This is a genomic window from Sphingobium terrigena, assembly GCF_003591655.1.
Taxonomy (GTDB): Bacteria; Pseudomonadota; Alphaproteobacteria; order Sphingomonadales; family Sphingomonadaceae; genus Sphingobium; species Sphingobium terrigena.
In genome coordinates this window covers 85,890-109,781 of sequence record NZ_QVRA01000014.1, presented here as the reverse complement: position 1 = coordinate 109,781, position 23,892 = coordinate 85,890, and the positions used below count along the sequence as shown (strand labels likewise).

At 61.2% G+C, this 23,892-nt stretch carries 22 protein-coding genes and 1 pseudogene; 15 read left to right on the top strand and 8 right to left on the bottom strand.

The genetic code is table 11. The annotated features are described in order from the left end of the window. Window positions 1-205: 205 nt before the first annotated feature. Window positions 206-1,327 carry an alpha/beta fold hydrolase gene (locus tag D0Z70_RS15665; protein WP_220475655.1) on the bottom strand — a complete coding sequence of 374 codons (1,122 nt, stop codon included), beginning with the start codon at window positions 1,325-1,327 and terminating at the stop codon, window positions 206-208. A gap of 379 nt (window positions 1,328-1,706) precedes the next feature. Here D0Z70_RS15665 and ku point away from each other — a divergent pair, with 379 nt between their 5' ends. The 4 genes and pseudogenes from ku to D0Z70_RS15645 all read left to right on the top strand — a co-directional run bounded on the left by ku (window position 1,707) and on the right by D0Z70_RS15645 (window position 7,043). Further along, a complete protein-coding gene (ku, locus tag D0Z70_RS15660) occupies window positions 1,707-2,606 on the top strand; it encodes a non-homologous end joining protein Ku (RefSeq protein WP_119748110.1) in 900 nt (299 codons plus the stop codon). Between the two features lie 35 nt (window positions 2,607-2,641). Next, window positions 2,642-3,463, top strand: coding sequence for a GNAT family N-acetyltransferase (locus D0Z70_RS15655; protein WP_119748085.1), 822 nt, complete (start codon window positions 2,642-2,644; stop codon window positions 3,461-3,463). 71 nt (window positions 3,464-3,534) lie between these two features. Then, complete coding sequence (gene ligD, locus D0Z70_RS15650; RefSeq protein ID WP_119748083.1) at window positions 3,535-6,012, top strand: DNA ligase D; 2,478 nt, start codon at window positions 3,535-3,537, stop codon at window positions 6,010-6,012. Window positions 6,013-6,163: 151 nt separating this feature from the next. After that, a pseudogene (locus tag D0Z70_RS15645) lies at window positions 6,164-7,043 on the top strand (SDR family oxidoreductase). Between the two features lie 233 nt (window positions 7,044-7,276). Here the strand turns inward: D0Z70_RS15645 and D0Z70_RS15640 are convergent. The 5 genes from D0Z70_RS15640 to D0Z70_RS15620 all read right to left on the bottom strand — a co-directional run bounded on the left by D0Z70_RS15640 (window position 7,277) and on the right by D0Z70_RS15620 (window position 10,505). Continuing rightward, the gene (locus D0Z70_RS15640; protein WP_239018950.1) at window positions 7,277-8,038 is read right to left on the bottom strand and encodes an HvfC/BufC N-terminal domain-containing protein; all 762 of its coding nucleotides are present in this window, start codon (window positions 8,036-8,038) and stop codon (window positions 7,277-7,279) included. A gap of 11 nt (window positions 8,039-8,049) precedes the next feature. Beyond that, entirely contained in the window at window positions 8,050-8,892 is an 843-nt protein-coding gene (gene bufB / locus D0Z70_RS15635; protein ID WP_119748079.1) for an MNIO family bufferin maturase, read from the bottom strand. Window positions 8,893-8,982: 90 nt separating this feature from the next. After that, window positions 8,983-9,252, bottom strand: a complete 270-nt coding sequence (bufA2, locus tag D0Z70_RS15630; protein ID WP_119748077.1) for a BufA2 family periplasmic bufferin-type metallophore — start codon at window positions 9,250-9,252, stop codon at window positions 8,983-8,985. A gap of 75 nt (window positions 9,253-9,327) precedes the next feature. Continuing rightward, complete coding sequence (locus D0Z70_RS15625) at window positions 9,328-9,969, bottom strand: DUF1109 domain-containing protein (RefSeq protein WP_119748075.1); 642 nt, start codon at window positions 9,967-9,969, stop codon at window positions 9,328-9,330. Continuing rightward, window positions 9,969-10,505, bottom strand: coding sequence for a sigma-70 family RNA polymerase sigma factor (locus D0Z70_RS15620; protein ID WP_119748073.1), 537 nt, complete (start codon window positions 10,503-10,505; stop codon window positions 9,969-9,971). Before D0Z70_RS15620 ends, D0Z70_RS15625 begins: the two co-directional genes overlap by 1 nt. A gap of 223 nt (window positions 10,506-10,728) precedes the next feature. On the opposite strand from D0Z70_RS15620, the gene D0Z70_RS15615 reads away from it, so the two are divergent. Together D0Z70_RS15615 and D0Z70_RS15610 are read left to right on the top strand one after the other, a co-directional pair. Continuing rightward, window positions 10,729-10,998 carry a BufA1 family periplasmic bufferin-type metallophore gene (locus D0Z70_RS15615; protein ID WP_119748071.1) on the top strand — a complete coding sequence of 90 codons (270 nt, stop codon included), beginning with the start codon at window positions 10,729-10,731 and terminating at the stop codon, window positions 10,996-10,998. A gap of 26 nt (window positions 10,999-11,024) precedes the next feature. Further along, window positions 11,025-11,474, top strand: coding sequence for a DoxX family protein (locus D0Z70_RS15610; protein WP_119748069.1), 450 nt, complete (start codon window positions 11,025-11,027; stop codon window positions 11,472-11,474). Window positions 11,475-11,646: 172 nt separating this feature from the next. Here the strand turns inward: D0Z70_RS15610 and D0Z70_RS15605 are convergent, their stop codons facing one another. After that, window positions 11,647-12,540, bottom strand: a complete 894-nt coding sequence (locus D0Z70_RS15605; RefSeq protein ID WP_119748067.1) for a LysR family transcriptional regulator — start codon at window positions 12,538-12,540, stop codon at window positions 11,647-11,649. A gap of 76 nt (window positions 12,541-12,616) precedes the next feature. Here D0Z70_RS15605 and D0Z70_RS15600 point away from each other — a divergent pair, with 76 nt between their 5' ends. The 3 genes from D0Z70_RS15600 to D0Z70_RS15590 are packed head-to-tail and all read left to right on the top strand — an operon-like array spanning window position 12,617 to window position 14,111. Next, complete coding sequence (locus D0Z70_RS15600; RefSeq protein WP_119748065.1) at window positions 12,617-13,225, top strand: pyridoxamine 5'-phosphate oxidase family protein; 609 nt, start codon at window positions 12,617-12,619, stop codon at window positions 13,223-13,225. Then, entirely contained in the window at window positions 13,222-13,632 is a 411-nt protein-coding gene (locus D0Z70_RS15595; RefSeq protein WP_119748063.1) for a VOC family protein, read from the top strand. The genes D0Z70_RS15600 and D0Z70_RS15595 overlap by 4 nt, the downstream gene beginning before the upstream one ends. A gap of 14 nt (window positions 13,633-13,646) precedes the next feature. Beyond that, complete coding sequence (locus D0Z70_RS15590) at window positions 13,647-14,111, top strand: nuclear transport factor 2 family protein (RefSeq protein WP_119748061.1); 465 nt, start codon at window positions 13,647-13,649, stop codon at window positions 14,109-14,111. 207 nt (window positions 14,112-14,318) lie between these two features. On the opposite strand, the gene D0Z70_RS15585 is transcribed toward D0Z70_RS15590, so the two are convergent. After that, entirely contained in the window at window positions 14,319-14,654 is a 336-nt protein-coding gene (locus D0Z70_RS15585) for a TfoX/Sxy family protein (RefSeq protein ID WP_119748059.1), read from the bottom strand. A 279-nt stretch (window positions 14,655-14,933) separates the two neighbouring features. On the opposite strand from D0Z70_RS15585, the gene D0Z70_RS15580 reads away from it, so the two are divergent. The 6 genes from D0Z70_RS15580 to D0Z70_RS15555 all read left to right on the top strand — a co-directional run bounded on the left by D0Z70_RS15580 (window position 14,934) and on the right by D0Z70_RS15555 (window position 23,891). Beyond that, on the top strand, window positions 14,934-15,986 hold the full coding sequence (locus tag D0Z70_RS15580; RefSeq protein WP_119748057.1) for an alpha/beta hydrolase family protein: 1,053 nt from the start codon (window positions 14,934-14,936) through the stop codon (window positions 15,984-15,986). 163 nt (window positions 15,987-16,149) lie between these two features. Beyond that, window positions 16,150-17,589: an IS1182 family transposase gene (locus tag D0Z70_RS15575; RefSeq protein WP_119748055.1), complete on the top strand. Its 1,440-nt coding sequence runs from the start codon at window positions 16,150-16,152 to the stop codon at window positions 17,587-17,589. A gap of 634 nt (window positions 17,590-18,223) precedes the next feature. Then, a complete protein-coding gene (locus tag D0Z70_RS15570; RefSeq protein WP_119748053.1) occupies window positions 18,224-18,796 on the top strand; it encodes an RNA polymerase sigma factor in 573 nt (190 codons plus the stop codon). Further along, window positions 18,789-19,739, top strand: coding sequence for a FecR family protein (locus D0Z70_RS15565; RefSeq protein WP_119748051.1), 951 nt, complete (start codon window positions 18,789-18,791; stop codon window positions 19,737-19,739). Before D0Z70_RS15570 ends, D0Z70_RS15565 begins: the two co-directional genes overlap by 8 nt. A gap of 103 nt (window positions 19,740-19,842) precedes the next feature. Further along, window positions 19,843-22,554: a TonB-dependent receptor gene (locus D0Z70_RS15560; RefSeq protein ID WP_239018949.1), complete on the top strand. Its 2,712-nt coding sequence runs from the start codon at window positions 19,843-19,845 to the stop codon at window positions 22,552-22,554. Beyond that, window positions 22,554-23,891: an alpha/beta hydrolase gene (locus D0Z70_RS15555; RefSeq protein ID WP_119748048.1), complete on the top strand. Its 1,338-nt coding sequence runs from the start codon at window positions 22,554-22,556 to the stop codon at window positions 23,889-23,891. Before D0Z70_RS15560 ends, D0Z70_RS15555 begins: the two co-directional genes overlap by 1 nt. Window position 23,892 lies beyond the last annotated feature (1 nt).

Here is a 23,892-nt window from a genome sequence, read left to right as displayed (position 1 = left end):
TCCCCGCGACCGCTCATGCGAGGCTCGTTTGACTGCTCGATGTCCATGCTCACGCCTCCTCAAAGACCGCGAGCTTTCCTATTCCGGTGCCGGCAACAAGGCCGCCTTCCGTCGGCGCTTACGATGAGGGCATGACTGCTGATCTCGAAAATCCGAGCGAAGCTTTTTGGACAGGCGCCAAAGACGTTTGCCGAATTGGCATAATCTACGGGGCAGAATCGCCGGCACTTGCTGCGATCGGCCGGGCCTCGGTCACCAGCGTCGTTAGCAGTTTGCCCGGTTCCTCGCTGGTGATGTGATGGCCTGATCGCTCGAACCAGATCAATCGTTTCGACGGCGCGTGCACCCTCGCGAACCACTCGGCTGCCACCTCGCTCGACACATTCACGTCGTGCCGGCCAAGCAGCAGCACCAGCGGGACATCCAATCGCCGTATCGTCGAGAGGTCGGTTGCTAAAACCTTGGGCAGCAGGGCCTGGGTGACCGGTTCCTGACCCCTGAACGCATTGCGGACATCTTCATCGGTGTATTCCGGAGCCAGCTTGAAAGCGGCTGCCTCGAAGCCGCCGCCCGGCCGGCGCCATGCCGCCCCGCCGTAATGGTTTAGCCACTTGCGCTGCGTCAGGATAGCGGCAACGGTGAGCGGACGGTCGGCGGCACCGTAGGGGGCGATTGCTTCCATTTCGTGCACGGCTTGCGTGTTACCGTCGGCCCGCGCTTTGGAAATCGTCCATTGCCAACCACGCCGCTCGCTCTCCAGTCCGTCGGTTAGCTGGCCCATCCCAATGTAGGCATAGAGCCATTCGGGATGCGCTGCCGCAAGCTTCAGCCCTAACATGCTGCCCCAGCTGTGCCCGAGCACGAACACCTTGCGCTTACCGAACCGCTTGCGTGCCCACTGCACCAACTCTTCGGCATCGGCTTGGAAGCGCTCGGGCGTTAGCGTGGCAGGATCGCTCGCGCCGCTCAATGTATACGTCTTGCCAGCGTTGCGCTGGTCCCAATGAATAACAGTGAAATACTCGTCCCACCCGCGATCCCACCACCAATCGAGGGGCATCTCGACGAACCCGGGACCGCCATGGAAGTAGATCAGCACGGGGTTTCGCAAATCCTGGCTGCGGATTGATACGGCTTGGGAAATGCCGCCGATCGGCACCGTCTCAATCGCCTGCAAACCCTGCGGGCTGACGATTTCCCGCAGATCGGCAATGATTTTGACCGCTTCCGCCCGGGTGTGCGGCCCCACAGAACCTTCTTGGATCTGTGGTTGGGCGGCTGCGGGAAAAGCGGCGATAGTTGCGGCTAGTGCGACTAGCTTTTTCATACACTTTCCAATCATCTTGGATATCGGACTGCCAGCTTGCCAAATTTTCTGACCGCACGTCCATCATCGATTGGGCCGACATGACCACGATATTCCGGCAGCGGCCGACCCACCCCTGCTGTTTAGCCGCCGATTTTTGATCTCGACAAGCTGACGGTCGGCTTACTGAAATGTTGAAATTAAAGGCCCCCAGCGAACTCGGGCCGGTTTACGGTTTGTCCTGGACAGCTAGACCGTCGGCGCATCGTATTGCTACCCCCACTCGGATCGCAAGCCCGGCAGGCGTTGCATGAGCAAGGCTGGACCGCATGGCCGACACGGCTGGACGGAACGAGACCACGCGCGGAAGGTTGATATGACAGACCGACAGGAGATGATCATGGCTGCACGACCCTATTGGAAAGGCCAGATCCGGCTTGCACTCGTCTCTATCCCCGTCGAAATCTATTCCGCGACCCGAAGCGGCGCGACGATCGCCTTCAACCAGATCCATGAGCCTTCGGGCAAGCGCATCAAATATGAGAAGATCGTGCCCGGCATCGGGCCGATAGATCTCGACGACATCGTCAAAGGCTTTGAATATGCCAAGGGCGAATACGTCCTGCTGGATGAGAAGGAAATCGAAGGGGTCAAGCTGGAAAGCAAGAAGACGCTGGAGCTGACCCAATTCGTCGATGCACACGACATCGACATGATCTATTTCGAAAAGCCCTATTATGTCGTACCCGCCGACGATCTGGCGGAGGAAGCCTTCATCGTCCTGCGGGAAGCGCTGCGGCGCAGCCGGAAGGTTGGCCTTGGCCAATTGGCCATGCGCGGTCGGGAATATGTCGTCAGCATCAAGGCGTGCGGGCGCGGCATGGTGATGGAGACGTTGCGTTATGCCGATGAAGTCAACAAGGCTGCGAGCTATTTCCGCGAGATAGGCAACGGCGAGCCGGATGACGAATTACTCGATCTCGCCACGACCCTGATCGACAAGAAGACCGGTAAATTCGACGCGAGCGATTTTCACGATCGCTATGTCGATGCCCTAAAAGAGCTGATCGAGCATAAGAAGAAGGGCAAGACGCTGAACATCGACGGCGATGATGACGATGTCGCTGATCCACGGGGTAACAATGTCGTTGACCTGATGGCGGCGTTGAAAAAATCCATCGGCCCGGCCAGCAAGCCAAAGGCCCCGGCAAAGAAGCAGACAGGCAAGATAGCAGTCAAAATCAATGCGAAGTCGGCCGACAAGGCACCAGCAAAAGCGCCTGCCAAGAAACGGGCGTGAGCAGCTCGTTTCCGATGCTTTGCGCGTAGTGGATCATGACCGACGCGACCAAGGATCAGACGCTGCGCGAGATGGCCGCCCATCGTGGTTTCAAGCTGGTAAAGTCCCGCAGGCGCAAGGTTGGTGCGGGTGATTATGGCAAATATGGCCTGACCGATTCGGGCGGGAAGCCTTTGCTTGGGGTAGGTGACGACGGCTTCATCGCTTCGCTGGAGGATATCGAAGCCTTCCTGCGCAAGGGTGCCATTAGCACTTGGAAGGCATCGGCTGACGCCATGCCAGCACGCGCCACACCGGCAAGGAAAGCGACGACAGCGACGCATGAAAAGGTCGAGCCCGCCCTTCGGCCGCGCGCTAAGCGTTCCACCGGGCACACGCAAACGCCCTCGAAGAAGATTGCGGCCAGGCCCACACCCGAACCGGCCCCGCTCCGCATCCGCGCCGCCACGCCGGCGGATGCGGCAGACATGGCGGCGCTGCTGCGCCAGCTTGCCCAAACGGCTATCGATGAACACGGGGTCGCGCATAATCTTGAGCGGATCAGCAAGGCTGGTGGCGGCTTGATCGTCGCTGTTCTGGAGGGGATCGTCGGCTGTTGCGGCTGGACGCTGATACCCACGCTTCACCATGGCGTGATCGGCCGCATCACTGTCCTGCTGGTGGACGGGGCGCATCGCCGCCGAGGCATCGCGACCGCCATGCTGGATGCTGCGACAACCGTCTTGCGCGAAGCGGGATGCACGCGGATCGAAGCGATGAGCGATATTGAAATTAAAAATGCGCATAATTTCTTCCGGGCTTCGAAGTTCGAGCAGACCAGCTATCGGTTCGCGCGCGCCATTGACGCAGAAGCGTAACCCGCTTGCGAACTCCCGGAACGAGTTGGCGCGCTTGCGGATTGGGGGGCAAAGCAACGGACCGAACCAACATGGCGAAGGCGCAGGACAAAAGCCCGAAAGACAGTCTCGATCTCTATCGGGCCAAGCGCGATTTTGCGCGCACGGCCGAGCCTGCGGGCGCGGAGTTTCCGACGAGCGGCAACGGCTTTGTCGTCCAGAAACATGCAGCGTCGCGGTTGCATTATGACTTCCGGTTGGAACTGGACGGCGTGCTGGTTAGCTGGGCCGTCACCCGTGGGCCAAGCGCCAATCCCGACGACAAGCGCCTGGCGGTGCGGACCGAGGATCACCCGCTTGATTATGCGCGGTTCGAAGGCCTGATCCCCAAAGGCGAATATGGCGGCGGCACCGTCATGCTGTGGGACAATGGCACATGGGAACCGATAGCGGGTAAAGACCCGCGCAAGACGCTGCCGGAAGGGCATCTCCATTTCATCCTGCGCGGCCGCCGGATGCAGGGCGAATGGATATTGTTCCGGCTCAAGCCACGCGGGAAGGAGCGCGGCGAAAACTGGATATTGCGCAAGGTCAGCGACGCTTTTGCCGGTGGGTCGGACAATCTGGTCAATCACCATCTCACCAGCATCGACAGTGGCCGCACGATGGAGGAAATTGCCGCTGGCAAACCCGTTTCCCAGCGCAAAGCCGCAAAGGCGAAGCTAACTGCGCGCGGAAAAGCGAATGGCGAAGCCCCACCGCCTTTTCAGCCGGTGCAATTGGCAACACATGTCGACCATGTGCCTGCAGGCAATCACTGGCTCCACGAGCTGAAATATGATGGCTATCGCACGTTGCTGGCCATCGGCGGCGACAATGGCCGCGCCTATACGCGTTCAGGCCTCGACTGGTCCGATCGCTTTGCCGGGTTGATCGCTGACGCGACAAAGCTGGATGCATCAAGCGCCCTGATCGACGGCGAGGCCGTCGTGATCCTGCCCGATGGCCGCACCTGCTTTCAAGGCTTGCAGGCTGCGCTCAAGGATGATCCGGGCCGGATCGACTATATGGCGTTCGACCTGCTGGCGTTGAATGGCGAGGATATGACCAGGCGACCGTTGCTTGAACGCAAGGCGATGCTTGCCACGCTGATCGGCGATGGCGCGGGCCATATTCGCTATTCCGACCATATCATCGGGCGCGGCGAGCAGTTGTTCGAGCGTTTCTGCGGTGCGGGGCTTGAAGGCGTCATCTCCAAGCGGGTGGATGCGCGCTATTCCGGCGCGCGATCGGGAAGCTGGGTCAAGACCAAATGCATTCGCCGCCAGGAATTCGTGGTTGTGGGCTGGTTGCCCTCCGATAAGCAGCGCGGGTTCCGCTCGCTGCTGCTGGGCGTCCATGAAAGTGGCGCGCTGCGGTTCGCCGGGAAGGTCGGCACTGGCTTTTCGGCGGAGGAGATGGAGCGGCTGCTGGCCTTGATGGCACCGCTGGCCCGGAAGACGCCGACGGTCGAGGCCCCACGCGCGGCTGTGCGGCAGGCGCGCTGGATCAAGCCGAAACTGGTCGCCGAGGTCGCCTTTGCAGAATTTACCGAAGAAGGCGTGCTGCGCCATTCCAGCTATCTCGGATTGCGCGAGGACAAGAAGCCGGAAGCGGTCGTGCTGGAGGTAGAGGCCCCTGTCGAACAGGCGACGCGGCCCGCTGCGACCAGCGGGGTCAAGATCAGCAATCGCGACCGGGTGATCTTCCCGGAGGGCAAGCTCACTAAGGGCGAATTGGCTTATTATTATGAAGCGGTGGCGGATATCATGCTGCCTTGGGCAGGCAGTCGGCCGATCAGCCTCGTTCGCTGCCCGCAAGGCCGCGACAAGAAATGCTTCTTCCAGAAACATGATGCAGGCAGTTTCGGCGACGACGTCAAGCAAGTCAACATCCTGGAGAAGGATGGCCATGAAGAACCCTATCTCTTCGTCGATACGCCCGCAGGGCTGCTGACCTGCGTTCAGATGGGGACGATCGAATTTCACGGTTGGGGAGCCAGGATCGAGGATGTCGAGAAGCCCGACCGACTGGTGTTCGATCTTGATCCCGACGAGGGGCTGGCCTTCAAGGATGTGGTCTCCGCCGCCTTCCATCTGCAGGATATGCTGGCGCAGATGGGGCTCGTCACCTTCCCGATGGTGACAGGCGGCAAGGGCGTGCATGTGATCGCGCCGCTGACCCCCAGCGCGGAATGGCCGCAGGTCAAGGATTTCGCGCATCGTTTCGCCACCGCCCTGTCACAGGCCGATTCCGACCGGTTTACCGCTGCGCTCGCCAAGGCGAAGCGAACGGGCAAGATCTTCATCGACTATCTGCGCAACCAGCGCGGCGCTACGGCCGTCATGCCCTATAGCGCCCGTTCGCGCCCGCTCGCACCTATCGCGGTGCCGCTCAGCTGGGAGGAACTGCGGACGCTGGACGGCCCGGACCATTGGCACATCGGGGACGCAGGAGAGATGCTGAAGCGCGCGGCTTCCAAGGATCTGGCCCATTGGGGCAGAGCTGACCAAATCCTGCCGGATCTTTAGTCTGGTGCGGCCGAAGACGTCGACCGTCGGTGAACCGGGGCATGGCCAAGCCTAACGCAGGAACTCGCGGGCGGGGTGGCTCGTAATTTGACCTCCAGCCTTCGGAGCGACGGCGAAATATCCGCCCGCCAATCATCAGCAAGGAACCATCATGGCCGATCGCCTCACCCTGCAAGATCCACGCAACCAATATCCCAAGCCGCCTTTCCCCAAGCAGCCCCAGCCAGCCCCCGGCATAGCGGCGCAGATGGACCCCACACCAGACCATGGTGAAGAAAGCTATGTGGGGTCGGGTAAGCTCAAGGGACGCAAGGCGCTCGTTACGGGCGGCGATTCCGGCATTGGTCGGGCGGCGGCCATCGCCTACGCACGGGAAGGGGCCGATGTCGCCATTGCCTATCTGCCCAGCGAAGAGAGCGATGCGCAGGCCGTGATAGCCCTGATCGAAGCGGAGGGGCGCAAAGCCGTCGCGCTTCCCGGCGACGTGATGGATGAAGCTTGGTGCCGCCAGTCGGTCGACGATGCCGTCGCCGGTCTTGGCGGTTTGGACATTCTGGTCATCAATGCGGGCCGTCAGCAGTTTCGGGACGATGTGCAGGTGCTGAGCTCAGATGATTTCGACCGCACGATGAAGACCAACCTCTATGCGCTGCACTGGATCGCGCAGGCGGCGGTGCCGCATCTGCCCGCCGGTGCGTCGGTCATCACGACCGCGTCGATCCAAGCCTATGATCCATCAGCCATCCTCCTCGACTATGCAACGACGAAGGCAGGGATCGTGGCCTATACCAAGGCGCTGGCCAAGCAACTGATCGAGAAAGGCATCCGCGCCAATGTGGTGGCGCCTGGGCCCTTCTGGACGGTCCGGTCAGCCGCAGGAAAAGGTCACGAAATTCGGCGAGCAGAGCCAGTTCGGCCGCCCCGGCCAACCCGTCGAGATCGCGCCCATCTATGTGCTGCTGGCGTCGCAGGAGGGCAGTTATATCACCGGCGAGGTCTATGGTGTGACTGGCGGCGCGGGTATCGCCTGAACAGTGCCGCGTTGTGGGCGTGCCTGTCTCGACTATACATTATGGCAGCTGGTTGATCACTGACGAGTGCGATGCATATCAACGGCACATCTCTGCGGTCGACCCATCACGGACGCTCAGCGATCAATTTCCTATCCCTAGGTCCCGACGGTCTGCTTTTTGCGACGGCTACCGACCAGACCAAGTCTTCTTGGCGCTCGTCGCGAACGACTACTCCCGACAGCATCTGTCTTTTATCTCTGCGCGGTTGGTTGTTGTCCATACAGGCTGATTGCAGTGATCAGCCCGTCCCCGATCCACTGACCGAGCAGCGCGCCAGCCTCGACCACTCCGATCTCCTCACCGCACCGTTCGATCAGAGCGAGGCAAAGGGCACCAAACGTCGCGCCGGCGACGATGTGCTCCAGCGCGAAAGTCTCGATGGCCTGGACCGTGCGGAAACAAGGCGTAAAATCTTGTCGCCAGACAAGCATTGCACCGGGCTCCGGCAAAATGGCCGCCATCGGCGGATCGTCCTGCGCCGACAGCGCCGACCAGATTGCGCCTGCATTTGTGCGGGCCACGGCGATTTGCATCGTGGGGGTGAACAGCAATCCGGCATTGTCCCAGTCCACCGCCACCAGTCGCTCTGGAGACACAGGGGCAGCATCTGGCCCTTCAAAGGCTCGGCTCAGCGCGCAGTCGAGCCAGGCCAGTTCGGCCACTTCGGGATCGTTAGGGTAAAGTTCGGCGAGCGTGTGGGCGAACCCGTCACCATATACGCCTAGGGTCCAACCATGAGGTGGCGTGCTTTCGATATGCGCGCGAGCTGCATCGATGAACTCATCGTTGCCCAGCCACAGCAATGTCTTTTCGAACGTGTCCCGCAAGCAGTCGACGAGCTGCACCCGATAGGCGTTATGATACACGGCGAGGCCTGCCCGCGCGTCGGCATCCACCCATTCGGCCATCGACACCGGCGCGTCGATCAGCCAGCCGCGAAAGTCGCGTTGCATTGCCGAAAGGCTCATGCCGCCGCCTTCCGGTCGTCGCTCGCTAAGCTGCGCGCGATGTCCAGTTCGGCCAGCAGTTCGGCGAGTGGAGGGATGTCGTCGTCGCGCTCGATCATGGTCGCAACTGGGCCGATACGGCGGCAGGCATCGGCATAGAGCGCCCAGACCGACGGCGGTACGGGCTGGTCGTGGGTGTCGATCAGCCGGTCCTTGCCCTGGCTATGACCGGCAAGATGGATCTGGCGCACCCGGTCGGCCGGTACGCCATCGAGATAAGCGATTGGGTCAAACCCGTGATTGACCGCGCCGACATAGATATTGTTGACGTCGAGCAGCAGCGCGCAACCCGTGCGGTCGCACATCGCGTCCAGAAACTGCCATTCGGTCATGCTGTCGGCGGTGAATTGCAGATAGGTCGACGGATTCTCGATGAGCATTGTGCGTTGGAGCACATCCTGCGCCAGCGCGATGTTCGCGCAGACTATGTCCAGCGCTTCGTCGGTATAGGGCAACGGCAACAGGTCGTGGGAATTGAACCCCTCGATCCGCGTCCAGCACAGATGATCGGATACGAACAGCGGATCGAGATGATCCGCCAGCGCCTTGAGCCTGTGCAGATAGCCGTGATCAAGACCATCGGCAGAGCCGACTGACATCGAGACGCCATGCAGCGCGACCGGATGCCGCTCACGGATTTGGTCGAGGATATGGCGCGGCTTGCCGCCATCAATCATGAAATTCTCTGAGATCACCTCGACGAAATCCACCGGCACCGTGCCGGTCAGGAAATCCTGATAGTGCGGCGTGCGCAGGCCGAGGCCAAAGCCTTGGATTGTCGCGTCGGAATTGCCTGTCATCGGTTCGCTCCGGAAAAGAGGAGGTCCTACCGGGGGAAGCCGGACCTCCGGGTCGCGATCACCGGGGGGAGGCGATCGCGAAGCCTTCGATCACTGACCGGCGGGCCCAGTCAGGCTGCCACCAGCGGCGGCGCACTTCTTCTCGGACATTTCCTTGAAACCCGTGCCCTTGCAGCTGTTCAAGCCCTTGCAGTCATTCTTGGCGGTCTTGCAGTCGGATGTGCCCTTGCAGCTGTTGACGCCGTAGCAATGGACGGCCTTTGCGCCAGCGGCGCTTGCCGGGCTGGAGGCTACGACACCGGCCATGGCGAGCAGGGCGGCGGTGGTGGCGATGCTGACGCCAGACTTAAGCGTGATCATGATGTGGTCTCCGAATAGGCTTGCCGGGATGGCATGAGGTTCTTCGGAGGCACGCACCGGATGGTTACACGCAATCTACCAGCGCAAAAAACGCGGGCCTATCAACGCGCCTGCCAGTGCCGCCAGGCCAATGCCCAGGCTATACCAGGTCAGCACGAACATCGCCGATGCTTCAGGACAATGCAGGCCGTAGAGCGTTGCGGCGCAAGCTCCCGACGCAAGACCAGCGGTCGCGCCGGTAAGGCGCAATCGGGTCGGCGCGAACTGGCGAAATGCCCAGATCATCCCGATGAAGATCGGAGCCGACAGCATCGCCACGAAAATCGAGCATCTTTTCCAGCTCTGGCCCAGCCAGAGTGGAAGCCAGCCATCGATGGGCGTGCGGAACAACTCACCCGCCGCCACGCAGGCCAGTAGGCCAAAGGGAATGACAAGCAGCCAGAGCCACTGCGCCCGCGTCGCGTCCGGCCGCGACAGGTGGACGGTCGCCGCAATCGCCGCGATCCCCAGCGAAATCGTGTAGGCCGATTTCATCCAGAATGTGAAGCCGTGCATCGCCACGGCAAGATCCGGCCGGAATCCCAATGTGGAGGCTATAGCCATCAGCGTGACGACGGCGCCCACCGCAATCCCGACCGTTACCCTGCGCTCCACGAGATGTGGTGAAACTGCCGCCACGTTACCGGCGAGCGATCGGATGAGATCATCGGTCTGCATCAACCGTCTCCCTTGAGCCGCGCGGCCAAGGCCTTAAGTCCACGATGGACGGACACCTTCACGTCCACCTCGCTCATGCCTCCGGCCTTAGCGGCTTCCGCCATGCTCAAGCCATTGATCTTCGTCGCGCGGATCGCTCTGGCCTGTTTGTCCGATATGCCGCCGAGCAGCCGGTCGATGTCCATCCGCGCGGCGCAGGCATCCTCGAACCCTTCGGCGATCAATATGTCCTCAAGCCCCTCGATCGGTACCGTGCGGCGGGTGCGCCGAAACTGGTCGATCATCTTGTAGCGCGCGACCGCATAGGCCCAGGCGGCAAAGGGACGCGTTCGGTCATAAGTGCCGCGTCGCGTGTGAATGGCCATTAGAGTTTCTTGCACGAGGTCCTCGACATCATCTTCGGCACCGCGAAGGCGACGCCCGAAAAAGGATCGCAGCATGGGAACGAGCGCGCGGAGCAAGGCGGTATGGGCTTCGGCGTCTCCATCGAGACCGCCGATCATCCATATCCTGAGCTGTTCTTCGCTCGCCCGCATGTGCACTCCCGGACAGCTATTCGCGGTGCCGTGCCAGATGGTTACAGTGATACCGCAGAAAAAAGGTGCGGCTTAACCTGCGCCTCCTCTGTAACGCTTTTCAACGCCGCCGCGAAGAAGCTTGCGTGACCCGGCCCGCTTGGCCTCCCAGGGTCGCCGTGCGGCGGGATTATCCTTGATGATCCTGCCGCATGTGAGGCCCAAGCATTCACGGAGACTATCGATGACATCTACCCCCGCAGCCCTCGCCGCAGCCCTCGCTCTCACGATGATCGCCGGAAGCGCGCACGCCGCGGGTGCCGCCAAGCCGATGGAGAAATGCTATGGCGTCGCCCAAGCTGGCAAGAACGATTGCAAGGCCGGTGCCGGCACGAGCTGCGCCGGCACGTCGCGGATCGCTTATCAGGGCGATGCCTGGAAACTGGTCAAGGCTGGCACCTGCACGAAGATAAAGACGCCCAAAGGGTTCGGCTCGCTGATGCCGAAGGCCTGATCTTCACGAACCCCCGGAGAAGAGCGATGACAACTCTTGCACATCATTATCGTGAAGCATCGGCATGGCTGGCTGGCCATATATCGGAAAGCCTGCTGCTGCTGGTCGCGCGGCTTGGCATTGCGTCCATCTTCTTCCTGTCGGGTCGCACCAAGGTGGAAGGCGTGCTCACAATCATGCCTTCCACCTATGAGCTGTTCCGCTCCGACTATGCCTTGCCGTTGGTGCCGCCGGAGATTGCGGCGCACGCGGCGACATACTCGGAGCATTTTTTCCCTGTCCTGTTGGTGCTTGGCCTTTTTACCCGGCCTGGCGCCGCAGCGCTGCTGGGCATGACACTCGTCATTGAGATCTTCGTCTATCCTGATGCCTGGCCGACGCATTTGAGTTGGGCGGGGCTGCTGCTCCCTTTGATAGCGCGCGGCGGCGGCGTCTGGTCGCTCGACCACTTGTTTGGGTTTGAGATGCGCAAATAGGTCTTGGTCCTCTCATTGACCGGCGGGAACCGCCACAGGGCATCACGATCGTCGGTCAATCGACATCGACCCATTTCGGTCTTTCAAAGGGGAACTCTTGATTCCCGCAACCGGACGCTCCGCTCCGTTTTCGGGACAATGGTTTTGTGCTCACGGTTCGCACCGATCTTGATCAGGACCACGCTCCTTGCTGCCCTTGTTCCCGCATGGCCTCAATGAACACGCGAACCGCAGGCATAGCCGCCCGACCGGGATCGTAGAGCAGGCTTACCGGCATGGGGGACGGGGCATGATCCGCCAGCACCTCCACTAACTGCCCGTTCGCGATGCGCGGGGCCGATTGGTAGCTCAGCACATTGGCCAGCCCCACGCCCGCCTCAGCAGCGGCGATGGTAGCATCGATGCTGTTGACGATCAGGCGGGGGACCACGTCCACGATACTGTCGCCCCGTACACCAAACGGCCATGCGCTGCCGACGCGCACTCCGCTGCCCAAGATACAATGATGGCTGGCAAGTTCGGCAGGATCGGTGGGCGCGCCACGTTCGGCGAGATAAGCCGGGCTCGCCACGATGGTCTGCCGGACCGAGCCGATCGTCACGGCGCGCAACGTGCTGTCTGCCAGTGCCCCGATCCGCACCGCCACGTCGATACCCTCCTCGATGATGCGGACATTGCGGTCGAGCAGCATTATGCGCGCATTCAAACCCGCGTGGCTCGCCAGCAGCGCATTGATGACTGGAAGAACATGAAGGCGTCCGAACATCACCGGCGCGGTCACATAGAGTTGACCGCGCGGCACGGACCGCCCGCCCATGGTAATCTGCTCCGCTTCACGCAGGTCTGCCAGGATCCGCCGGGCCCGGTCTAGCAAGACCGCCCCCTCGTCCGTCAATGACACGGCCCGCGTCGAGCGATGGAACAACGTCACGCCCAGATGACGCTCCAGCGCCGCGACCGCGCGCGTGACCGCAGGCGGCGACATATCCAGCGACCGCGCCGCTGCCGCGAAGCCGCGCTGCTCGGCCACGGCGACAAAGACAGAGAGGCTCTCGAAGTGATCCATTATTCCTCAGAATGAAATAGTGAACGTCGATCATCGCTGATTATCGTGCCAAGGGCAACGCGCTATATCTCCTCGCATGGCACAGACATTTCTCCATACCCTCTTTGGTCCCGGAGCCCGCGCCATGCAGGCGGCGGCGGGATCGCGCACCTCCTATGCCCGTATGGAAGCGGACGCGGGACCAGTCGATGTGCTGACAAAGCGGGAACTGGATTTTATCGCTGCCCGCGACAGCTTCTACATGGCGAGCGTGTCTGAGGATGGCTGGCCCTATGTCCAACATCGTGGTGGACCGACAGGTTTCCTCCGCCATATCGAGGGCAATCGCATCGGGTTTGCGGATTATCGGGGGAACCGGCAATATCTTTCCGCCGCACATCTTGTGGCTGACGACCGTGTCTCGCTGTTCCTGATGGATTATCCGAACCGCCGACGCCTCAAGATCATCGGCCATGCCCATTCCAGCGAGGGTCCGGCGGACATCGCCGCGCTCATGCCGCAGGGCTATGCCGCCGAACCGGAACGCGCCTTCCTGATCGACGTCGTCGGATTCGACTGGAACTGCCCGCAACACATCACGCCGCGCTTCACCGAAGCTGAGGTACGGCGCGCTTCCCAACCCCTCATTGATGAGATCGCGGCGCTGCGTACCCGCATCGCCCAACTGGAAGGAACAGCATCATGACCGGCAAACTCACTCAAGGCATCCATCATGTCGGACTCACCGTGCCCGACCTCGATCAGGCGCGCGCCTTCTTCTGTGGCACATTGGGCTTTGCTGAGGTGGGCGGCGTGCCCGACTATCCCTCCATCTTCGTGTCGGATGGCGCGATCCTGCTAACCTTGTGGCGCGCTGCGGACCCGCTGACGGCCCGGGCCTTTGATCGGCGCGCGAATATCGGTCTCCATCATCTCTCGCTGGCGGTCGCCGACGATGCCGCGCTGCAGGCGGCGTGGGAGGCGGTGACGGCGCATCCGGAGGTAGTCGTCGATGCAGCGCCCGGTCCCATCCGTCCAGGGTCTTCGACGCGCCACTTCCTCATCTTCATTCCCGGTGGCATTCGCCTTGAGTTCGCCACGCCCTTTGCCTGAAAGGATTTCTCCCGATGTCGCGACCGCCCCTCCCGCCCTTTACCCATGAGACCGCATTGCAGAAGGTTCGCGCTGCCGAGGATGGCTGGAATGGCCGTGATCCCGCGCGCGTGGCGCTTGCCTACACCGAGGACAGCCAGTGGCGGAACCGGTCCGAGTTCCTTCAGGGGCGGGATGCTATCATTGCCTTCCTGACCGCGAAGTGGAGCCGCGAGCAGGACTATCGGCTGATCAAGGGTCTGTGGACCCATGACGGCAACCGGATCGCGGTGCGCTTCGCCTATGAATGGCGTGATGATGCAGGCGCCTGGTATCGCTCTTATGGCAATGAGAATTGGGAGTTCGCGACGAGCGGCCTGATGGCGCGGCGGATCGCGAGCATCAACGACCTGCCGATCTCCGAGGGGGAGCGCCTGTTCCACTGGCCGCTCGGGCAACGACCGGAGGATCATCCCGGATTGGAAGAACTGGGGCTGTAGGTTTCACAGCACGCGCGCACTCCGGCTAGCCCAATATAGACTTCGGCCCCACTACAAGAGCATTTTTACCGTCGCCGTACGTTCGCTTCCAAATGTACAGCGCGAATCGGAAGCCATCGACCCCTTCCCGGGCATTCAACAATCCCACCTCCACATTCCAAAGGCGGACATTAGGTTAACGAACACGGGCTTCTGCCAGGCGTTGCATCAGCCGGATTTGCGCTTGGTCCTGACCTTGGGAGCAGGCATTTCCTGAGATGTGATACGAACGATCTCGGCAAGCCACTCACGGTCATCCCACTTTTCCGCGTCGATCAGGAGACAGGGCTTTGCACCGGGATATGGAGGGGCTTCTTCCGCACCGGCAGCGAATGCCCGCCCTCCAACCGTGGGCTTTACGAATAGGTGGTCGTCGCAGACCAATGCGACCATTTTCCCATCGGAATAAATGCCAAACTCCCCAAACATCGCCTTGGCTGAAACGGTGCCGCCGCCTGCCATCTGCTCAACGAGGAATTCAACAGTTTTACGATCGGATGCCATAAGGCGATATCGCCGGTCCTGATGAAAAGGTCGAGGGTTAATCGACCCTTGTGAGACGCTCAGGGACCAAAAATTAGTCCCCAGGTGCAGACCGTCCGGTTCAGGCAGCGACCAGCTATCGCCGTTCCCATGAGGTGACACGAACGTCCGAGTTTGACAGGATCTGCTAATCCAGGTTCATCAAGCAGCCGGACGCCAGCTACCCTTAATAGACAGTTGCGAGGTCTGGGATCGCGCTCGCGATACAGGCATGACAATCTAACCGCCGGAGATTCTGCCATGCGATTGCTATCCTATTTTTTAGGCGTTCTCCTGACGATGGGGACCAGCCCGGCCGTAGCTCAGACCGCAGCGATCCCGCCGTGGGCTGTGCCGACAGACAATCCCATCGAGGAGCGTCAGATCGTATTCGAGCATGGCGGTGCACGGCTGTCGGGTACGTTGTTCGTGCCCAAAGACGGCAAGTTGCACGCCGCCGTCATCGCGCTGCACGGCGCTCAAGCGCCTCTTCGCAGCGCGCCGCTATATCGTCATCTGACCGAGGTGATGCCCCGCCTCGGTATTGCGGTTCTGCTGTACGACCGGCGCGGGTCAGGCGCATCAACCAGCGGCGGGGCGCCCGCCGGCAATTTTGACCTGCTGGCGGACGACGCCGTCGCGGCCTTCGCACGGTTAAGCCGAGAGCGCGACATCGATCCGCGCCGCATCGGCTTCTGGGGATTGTCGCAGGGTGGGTGGCTGACCATCCTGGCGGCGAAGAAGGAGCAGCGAGCCGCTTTTGCAATTGCCGTGTCGGGGCCGATGTCAGCAGCGGATGTCCAGATGAATTTCGCTGTGTCGAACATCCTGCGCATCCAGGGCAAATCACAGGAGACAATCGACCGGGCGATCGCCGCGCGCACGGCGGTCGATGACTACGTCCGCGGGAAGGCGACCCGAGTCGCTGCCGAGCGGGCCGAGGCCGGCATCCGTAACGAGCCTTGGTATGCCGACACCTGGATCAAGGGTAACATAGACGACCCCGAATGGCGTCAGCAGATCGGCAACGACCCGCTGCGTGCGTTGTTTGGATCGCGCGTACCCACACTGATTGTCTTTGGCCAAGCCGATCCGTGGGTCCCCGTTGCGGCTTCGCTCGCGGCATTACGTGCACACCATGCCGAGTCGCCGCAAATTACCGTGCGCGTAATCGACGGGGCGGATCACGCGATGATGCTGGGCGTGGCATCCGCTCAACAAGTCGACGCGCGCTTCGCTACCAACGCGACGCCCAACGCGCCCGCCTATTTCGCGCTGCTAGGCGTTTGGTTGCAACGGATCATCATGCCTTGATCGCTGCACTCGGTGCTGGACGAGGTATACCTCCGCCCCCCCCCCCCATTTCAACATCGCTTTCGAGACGGTTCGCAGAGGCGGCTGCCGCGGCTTGTTCCGACCCAGACTGTGTGAAAACGCGGCAGATGTGGTATGTTGGTCTAACGTTTTGGGGGATCATATGGGTCGCTTCATTTCTGGTGCTGATCGCAAACAAACCACGCTATTTCCGCCCTGCGTAGATGACTGGATCGGCGAAGATAATCCGGTTCGAGTGATTGATGCATTTGTCGACGCGCTCGATTTGTTGGGACTGGGATTTGAGGGCGTGGAGCCTGCTGCCACGGGTCGGCCCTCTTATCATCCGTCGGTTTTGCTCAAGCTCTACATTTACGGATATTTGAACCGGGTGCAGTCGAGCCGTCGTCTTGAGCGCGAGGCCGATCGCAATGTCGAACTCATGTGGCTGGTGGGTCGGCTTGTCCCTGATCACAAGACGATTGCGGATTTCCGTCGCGACAATGGCGTAGCGATCCGCCAAGTCTGCAGCCGTTTCGTCTTGCTTTGCCGGGAGATGAGCCTGCTCACGAGTGGAAGCATCGCAATCGACGGCAGCAAGTTCAAAGCCGTCAATAATCGCGATCGCAACTTCACCAAGGCCAAGCTGGCGCGGCGCCGGGAACAGATTGAAGAGAGCGTCACACGTTATCTTGCCCAGCTCGACACGGCTGATCGGCATCAACCAACGGACGTGCTGGCTGCAAAAACGACGCGCCTCAAAGAGAGGATCGCCAAGCTCGAGGGGGAGATGAAACGTCTCGACGGACTGGAGGAGCAGATGCTGGCTGCCTCAGATCAGCAGATATCCTTGACCGATCCAGACGCCCGCTCAATGGCCACCAGCGGCCGGGGAACTGGGATGGTCGGCTACAATGTCCAGATAGCCGTCGATACCGAAAACCACATCATCGTCACGCATGATGTGACGAATATCGGCAATGATCGCGCTCAACTGACCCGCATGTCGACGAAAACGAAAGCGGTGCTGGAAAAGGACCAGCTCGAGGTTGTCGTCGATCGTGGCTACTTCTCTGGCGTGGAAATACTGGCAAGTGAACAAGCCGGGGTGACGGTCACAATGCCAAGGCCGATGACCTCTGAAGCCAAAATGGCTGGGCGGTTTGGAAAACAAGACTTCATCTATCTCCCCGAGCAGGATGCCTATCGCTGTCCAGCGGGCGAAACTCTCAGCTACCGGTACACTCGCGAAGAAGGGGGACTGACGCTGAAACGCTATTGGGCAAGTGTCTGTGCAAACTGCTCGATGAAGGCGCAATGCACGCCGAGCAAAGAGCGCCGTGTCTCCCGATGGGAGCATGAAGAGGTGATCGAAGCGATGCAGCTTCGACTGGATGCCAATCCTAACGCCATGCGCATACGACGCCAGACCGTCGAACATCCCTTTGGCACCCTGAAGGCCCGAATGGGCTACACGCACTTCCTTACAAAGACGAAACCGCGCGTCTCAACCGAGATGGCGCTCCATGTCCTCGCTTACAACTTGACCAGGGTGCTCAACATCATGGGTAGCAAGGCAATCCTGAAAGCCATCACCACATAATGGCCATGCCGCACTCGGGTCTCGCCAATGTGTTTGCTAATCAACTCGCTACTCAAAACCTCCGTGCCAGCGTTTTCACACAGCCTAGACCCAAGCCAGACGCTCAGCAGCTAATTTTCGCTCTCCAAGAGCAGGCGGCAGTTAACCACCTATGGCCTTTCCGGCGAAGCCCCAGTGATGTCGGCTTGCACCGGAACTGGTCATCATGGGGTCAAATCGCGGCGAACAGGTATGCACCAATCTCCGACGCTCTTCAGCTACATCATCGCCCCTAGTGGAAGACGCTCACTGCCTGCCATCTCTGAGCTGCAGGAAAGGAGGTTCGGACGAAGCTGTTGGGGGCATTTGCGGCCGCATACGGGTTGCATGTTGACTGCTGCCGACTATGGCCTGTGAATCTTGAAGCTAGCTTATTGAGAGGCTGAACGAGAAAAATTTGTGTGAGGGTAGGAGGCTCAGCGATCACGTCAGCCAAATGCTCCCGCTAGCCTTGCCGACGTTGCTCTTGCGGTAAAGCAGCAAACTATCATCTCACGGTTAAAAATCTAATGCTGCCTCTATTCCAGGCCTGTTACGGGAATCCGGTGGTTGAGTGTTTTACATCAATGAAGTGGGCAGATGGACGCAGCGAACGATGAATGATGCGAACCTTCACCGCTGGTTTCAGGAGGCAGTTCTGCCGAACGAGGCGATGCTCGTCCGCTTCATTCGGCGCAATTGGCCTAATTCCGACGATGTCGTCGACATTCGCCAGGATGTGTACGAACACGCGCTAATCGGCGCACAAAGGGCGATCCCCGTAACACCCCGCGCCTATCTCCTCACCATCGCCCGCAACATCCTTCTCAACCGCGCCCGGCGTGCCAAAATCGTGTCCTTTGATTTGGTGGCAGATCTGGAAGAGCTTGACTACCTAGCGGAAGGATATGACGCCGAAAACACGCTCGTGGCGCGCGATCAGCTTCGCCGCGCGGAGGCTGGCCTGGACCTGCTGCCACCGCGCTGCCGCGAAGTTGTCCGTCTGAGGAAGCTGGAAGGGATGTCGACGCGTGAGGTCGCGGCGCATCTGGGCGTGGGGCATCATACGGTGGAGCGGCAGTTGACGCTGGGCATGCGGGCGCTGGTCGACTTCATGCTCGGCGGGGAAGGCCGCATCGTGCGCAAGACGGCGACCGTCCCGCCACGCCAAGAGGCAGGGCATGAGTGAGGCCCGTCGCCTCGAAGCGCTCGCTGCGCAATGGCTGGTCCGTCGCGAAGAGCCGGACTGGAGCCAGCGCCAGCAAGATGAACTCAATGCCTGGCTTGACGAATCCATGGCTCACAAGGCGGCGTTCTGGCGTCTTGAACATGGCTGGCGGGAGGCGGATCGCATCGCGGCCGTCGCCCCCCCGCCATCCCGGCGCACGTCGTCGTGGATGTCGTATCTGCCCCGGCTGACCGCCCTTGCCGCCTCGCTCCTGATCGCGGCAGGGCTGGGCTTTATAATGCTGCCCGCCCGACCGCAGCCGGTACTGGCCGCGAAAACGGACATCGGACAGCGTCGCCTGCTTGAACTGGGCGACGGCAGCCGGATCGAAATGAACACCCGCAGCGCCATTCGCGCGCAGGTCGGTCGGGACGAGCGCGAAGTCTGGATCGACAAGGGCGAAGTCTATTTCGAGGTGTTTCATGACTCGGGGCATCCCTTCGTCGTCCATGCGGGCGACCGCCGGGTGACTGTGCTAGGGACCAAATTTTCCGTCCGGCGTGATCGGGACCGGGTGATAGTGTCGGTCGCGGAAGGAAAGGTCAGGGTCGACGACGAATCCGCAGACGCCCCTGCGCGTCAATCCGTCATTACGGCAGGCGACATTGCGATCGCGCGCGGCGCTTCGATGCTGATAACCCAGAAATCGGAAGAGAAGGTCAGCGACCAGCTCGCCTGGCGCAACGGCATCCTGCGTTTCGACCAACAACCGCTTGGCGAGGTAATCGCCGAATTCAACCGCTACAATCTATCCCAGATCGCGGTATCCGACCCCGCCGTCGCACAGATGCGGATGGGTGGCGTGTTTCAGCCCGGCAATGTCGATGCGTTTCTGCGCTTGCTGGAGGATGCCTATGGCCTCCACGTATCGCGTTCGGGCGAAACCATAAAAATTTCTCGATAGGCGTTAGGGTTTCTTCGCAGCAGCGTGTCTCTCATTACTAGAGACGCCGAAGAGCGCCTCTAGTAAAAAGGGGTGGATTATGTCGGAGAGGATTATCCCGGCCATGATGGCTGGCGTTTGCATCATCGCCTGCGGGGCGGCAAGCCCCGCTCATGCCTATGCGCAAGTCCGGGTATTCAATATTGCGCCCGGCGAGATGCGCATCGTGCTCGAACAATGGAGCCGACAGTCGGGCCGCGAACTCATGTATCGGGTAGAGGATGTGAGGGGGCTGCGGTCGCCCGGAGTCCGGGCAAGTCTGGCGCCGCAAAAGGCGCTGGCCGCCCTGCTGGCGGGTTCGGGGCTCGTGATGCGTGTCGATAACAGCGGGGCCACCGCCATCGTCCGCAATTCCGCTGTCCAACGTCCGATATCCGACGCGGCGCCCGCACAGGTCGATCAGCCGGGAGGTATTACGGATATCGTCGTGACAGCCCGCCGGACCGAGGAGCGGAGCCAGCGTGTGCCGGTTTCGATCACCGCGTTTAATCAGGACAATCTGCGCGAGAAGGGCATATCGACCGGCACCGATCTTCAAAACTTCACCCCCTCCCTGTCGGTCGTTGGTGATGTCGCGCGCAATCAGGAAACCTATTCCATTCGCGGCATGGGCGGCAATGGCGGTCCCGGCACGGGCAGCGGTCCGGGCGTGGTCGGCTATTTTGCCGAAGTCCCTTCCTCCGTATCGGGGCCAGGTAATTTCTACGATCTGGCATCGCTTCAGGTGCTGAAAGGCCCGCAAGGCACGCTATTTGGCCGCAACACGACAGGCGGCGCGGTTCTGCTGGAGCCGCAGCGACCGAAGATGAATATCACGGAGGGCTATGTCGACTTCACCTTCGGCAATTTCGCGCGCAAGAGCGGTCAGGGCGCGCTCAACATTCCGATCGTCGACGACGTCCTCGCCGTCCGTATCGCCGGGCAGTTCGACAAGCGCGACGGCTATGTCCGCGACGTGGTGACGGGCCGGGATTACCTCAATCGCAACAATTACAGCCTGCGCCTCGGCGTGCAATTCAACCCCACCGATACGTTCAGCAATTATACGGCGGTAAGTTATGCCGACGTCAAGGAACATGGCGGCGGCTCCATTCTGCTCGCCGTCAACCCCAACCGTCCCTACGCAGCGTTGCTTCAGCCCTATCTCGCGGCGCAACAAGCGCGCGGCATACGCAGAACTGCGCTGAGCGTTCCGACGCGAGAGGTGGCGAAGAACCTCCTCATCCTCAACAATACCCAGTGGCAGCCGACCGACACGCTGACGATCAAGAATATCGTCAGCTACGCCCGGTCGCGATCGACCAGCGCGACGGACCGCGATTCCACGCCGCTTCAAATCGCGGATCTGCTGGGCGCGTATCCAGGCAGCTACAACAACAACCTGCGCACCATCACGGAGGAACTGCAATTCCGTTATGAAAACGGCCCGCTGCGTCTACAATTTGGCGGCTTCTTTTTGGATCAGAAAACCCCGTCGGATCTGACTTTCGCAACGATCAATCCCATGCAGAGCGGCGGTATTTTGGGCGGCGGGCCACTGCTCATACCGCCAGCGTTGCAGCCGTTGCTCGGCCTGAGCGGCCCTCTGGCTCCTGCGCTCAGCCTTCAACCCTCTGCGCATGTCGATGGACGCAGCAAGGCGCTGTACGCACAGGCACAATATAAGGTTACGCCCGAACTGACAGCGACCGCCGGGTTCCGCTGGACCTGGGATCGGTTCGGCGGCGACATCCAGTCCTATCAGGCTGCGTCGAGCTATCAGATATTCAACAAACTGGCCGCGCTGGGCGTCATCAGCAACGCGCAGGCGGCGCAGATAGTGGGCCTCAATTCCGACCTTTGCGTCTATGACGCCTATCAGGCAGTCGCATCGGGCGGGTTCCCGACACGACACTATCCCAATTGCACCACGCCGACCTTCAACGGCAAAAGCGACGGACCGACCTGGCAACTGGGCCTAGACTGGCAGGCGGACCCCCAAACCCTGCTCTATGCCGTGTCCCGCCGGGGCTACAAGTCCGGCGCTAGCAATCCGATCGTGTCGCTGTTTCTGGGCGAGGCCCATCCCCTGTTCGCGGTCCAGCCGGAAAAAGTGACCGACGCGGAAGTGGGACTGAAGCGCGACTGGACGCTTGGCGATGTCAAGGCGCGCACGAATATCTCGGCCTTCTACACATGGTATAGCGATATTCAGGTTGTGCAGCGGGCCGCGATCGCCGGGGCGGATATTTTGACCAACGCCCAGAAAGCGCGGGTCATGGGGCTTGAGTTCGAAGGCGTGGTGGTTCCGGCCAAGGGCGTTACGCTAAGCGCCGTCTATTCCTACAACTCGGCGAAATATCTGGCCTATGACACCATTGCGATCCCGGCCATTCCACAAGCGCTGACCGCGGCGCAGCCCAGTCGCGACCTGTCCGGCACGCCATTTTCCTTCGTGCCCAAGCACAAGATCGGGGTGAATGGCCGCGTCGCGCTGCCTATCCCTGCGTCCGAAGGGGAGATGGCGGTGAGCGCAAACTGGTCATATCAGTCGAGCCAACGAGTCACGCCGGAAAATCAGCCGTTCGACACGATCGCAGGATATAGCCTCTTCAACCTGCGGCTGGACTGGAACAATGCCCGCGGCGCGCCGATCGACCTGTCGATCTACGGCAACAACATCTTCAACAAGGCATATCGGATCACCGCCAATCCGAGCTACAACAATTCCGGCTTCATCAACTCCATATATGGCGAGTCTGCCACCTATGGCGTTCAGTTGCGCTATCGCTTCTGATGCGGGCGCATGGTTTCCTTCCGCTGATTGCGCTTATGCTGGCCTTGCAGGGATGTGGCGAGACAGTCGAACGGCGCGCAATTTCTGTCGATCAGCAAAAACTGGTCGACAGGATGCGCGCCGCCGGCGCCACCGATATCGACGCCAACGGGCGCGCCGATGGCGGCATGAGCGTGGCAGGCAAGCTTGGAGGCCGTCTGTTCGGCATTGCCGTACCGGCGCGGTGGAACAGGCAGGCCGTGCTGTTCGCCAACGGCTATTCCATACCCGGTACGCCGGTGTCGGTGCCGGCCGACCCTGTCGCGAAGGAGCCGTCGGGCGGCTATCTCACCGCTGCCTACAAGGACGGGTTTGCCGTGGGCCAAAGCGCCTTCGACAAGCCGGCCATGGCGGTCAAAAGTGGCGTCGCCAACACGCTGCGCCTGCGCGAATGGTTTCGACGGCTCGGCACGGAGCGCTTCTATCTGGGCGGCGCGTCAATGGGCGGGAACATCGTCATGGCGTTGATCGAAAAACATCCCGACGCCTTTGCCGGAGCAATGGCCGCGTGCGGCGTGACCGGGGACTGGGAAACGGAGATCGGCGCTCTTGTGGACCTGCGCGCGAGCTATGATTATTTTACCCGCGGCACAGACTATGCGCTGCCGGGCGACAAGGCGCTTGACGCCAATGGCCTGTCGCCGGTCCCGCCGACCGGCCTCGGCTTTGCCCGGCCGCTCTGGCTGATGTGGCAGATCAGGCGCATGAGCGCGCCCATCGGCGCGCTGTTCAAGGAAGCCCGGCGCAATCCGGGCGGCGCCGAAGCGAGGATGGTGGCGCGCATCGCATCGGTTGCAGGCGCTGACGCCGATCCTGGCAGCTTCATGTTCGCCATCATGACCGCGATGGTCGGCATGGACGACATGCGCGCCAGCTTCGGTGGCGTCGTCTATGGCAACCGGAAAAAAATCTATCATAGCGACCTTCTGACCGAGGCAGAAAATGCGGCGCTCAATCGCGACATCGGGCGGACGGACGCCGATCCAAAGGCGATCGCATTCGCGGACCAATGGTATCGGTCGACCGGACGCTTCCGCACGCCACTCATCACCGTGCACAGCGCACATGACGGGCTGGTCTTCGCGCAACAGGGGCGACTGCTTGCGGCGCGCGTGAAGCAGCAGGGCAATGACGGGCGGCTGATCCAGCTTTGGGCGCCTTCCCAGCAGAAGGACATACCCGGCGCCGGTTTGAAAGGATGGGCGCATTGCGGCTTCACGCCGCAGGAAGGCCCCCAACTGTGGCAGGCGCTGCACCAGTGGGTCGAAACGGGCCAGCGCCCCGATAAGGGGACGTAAG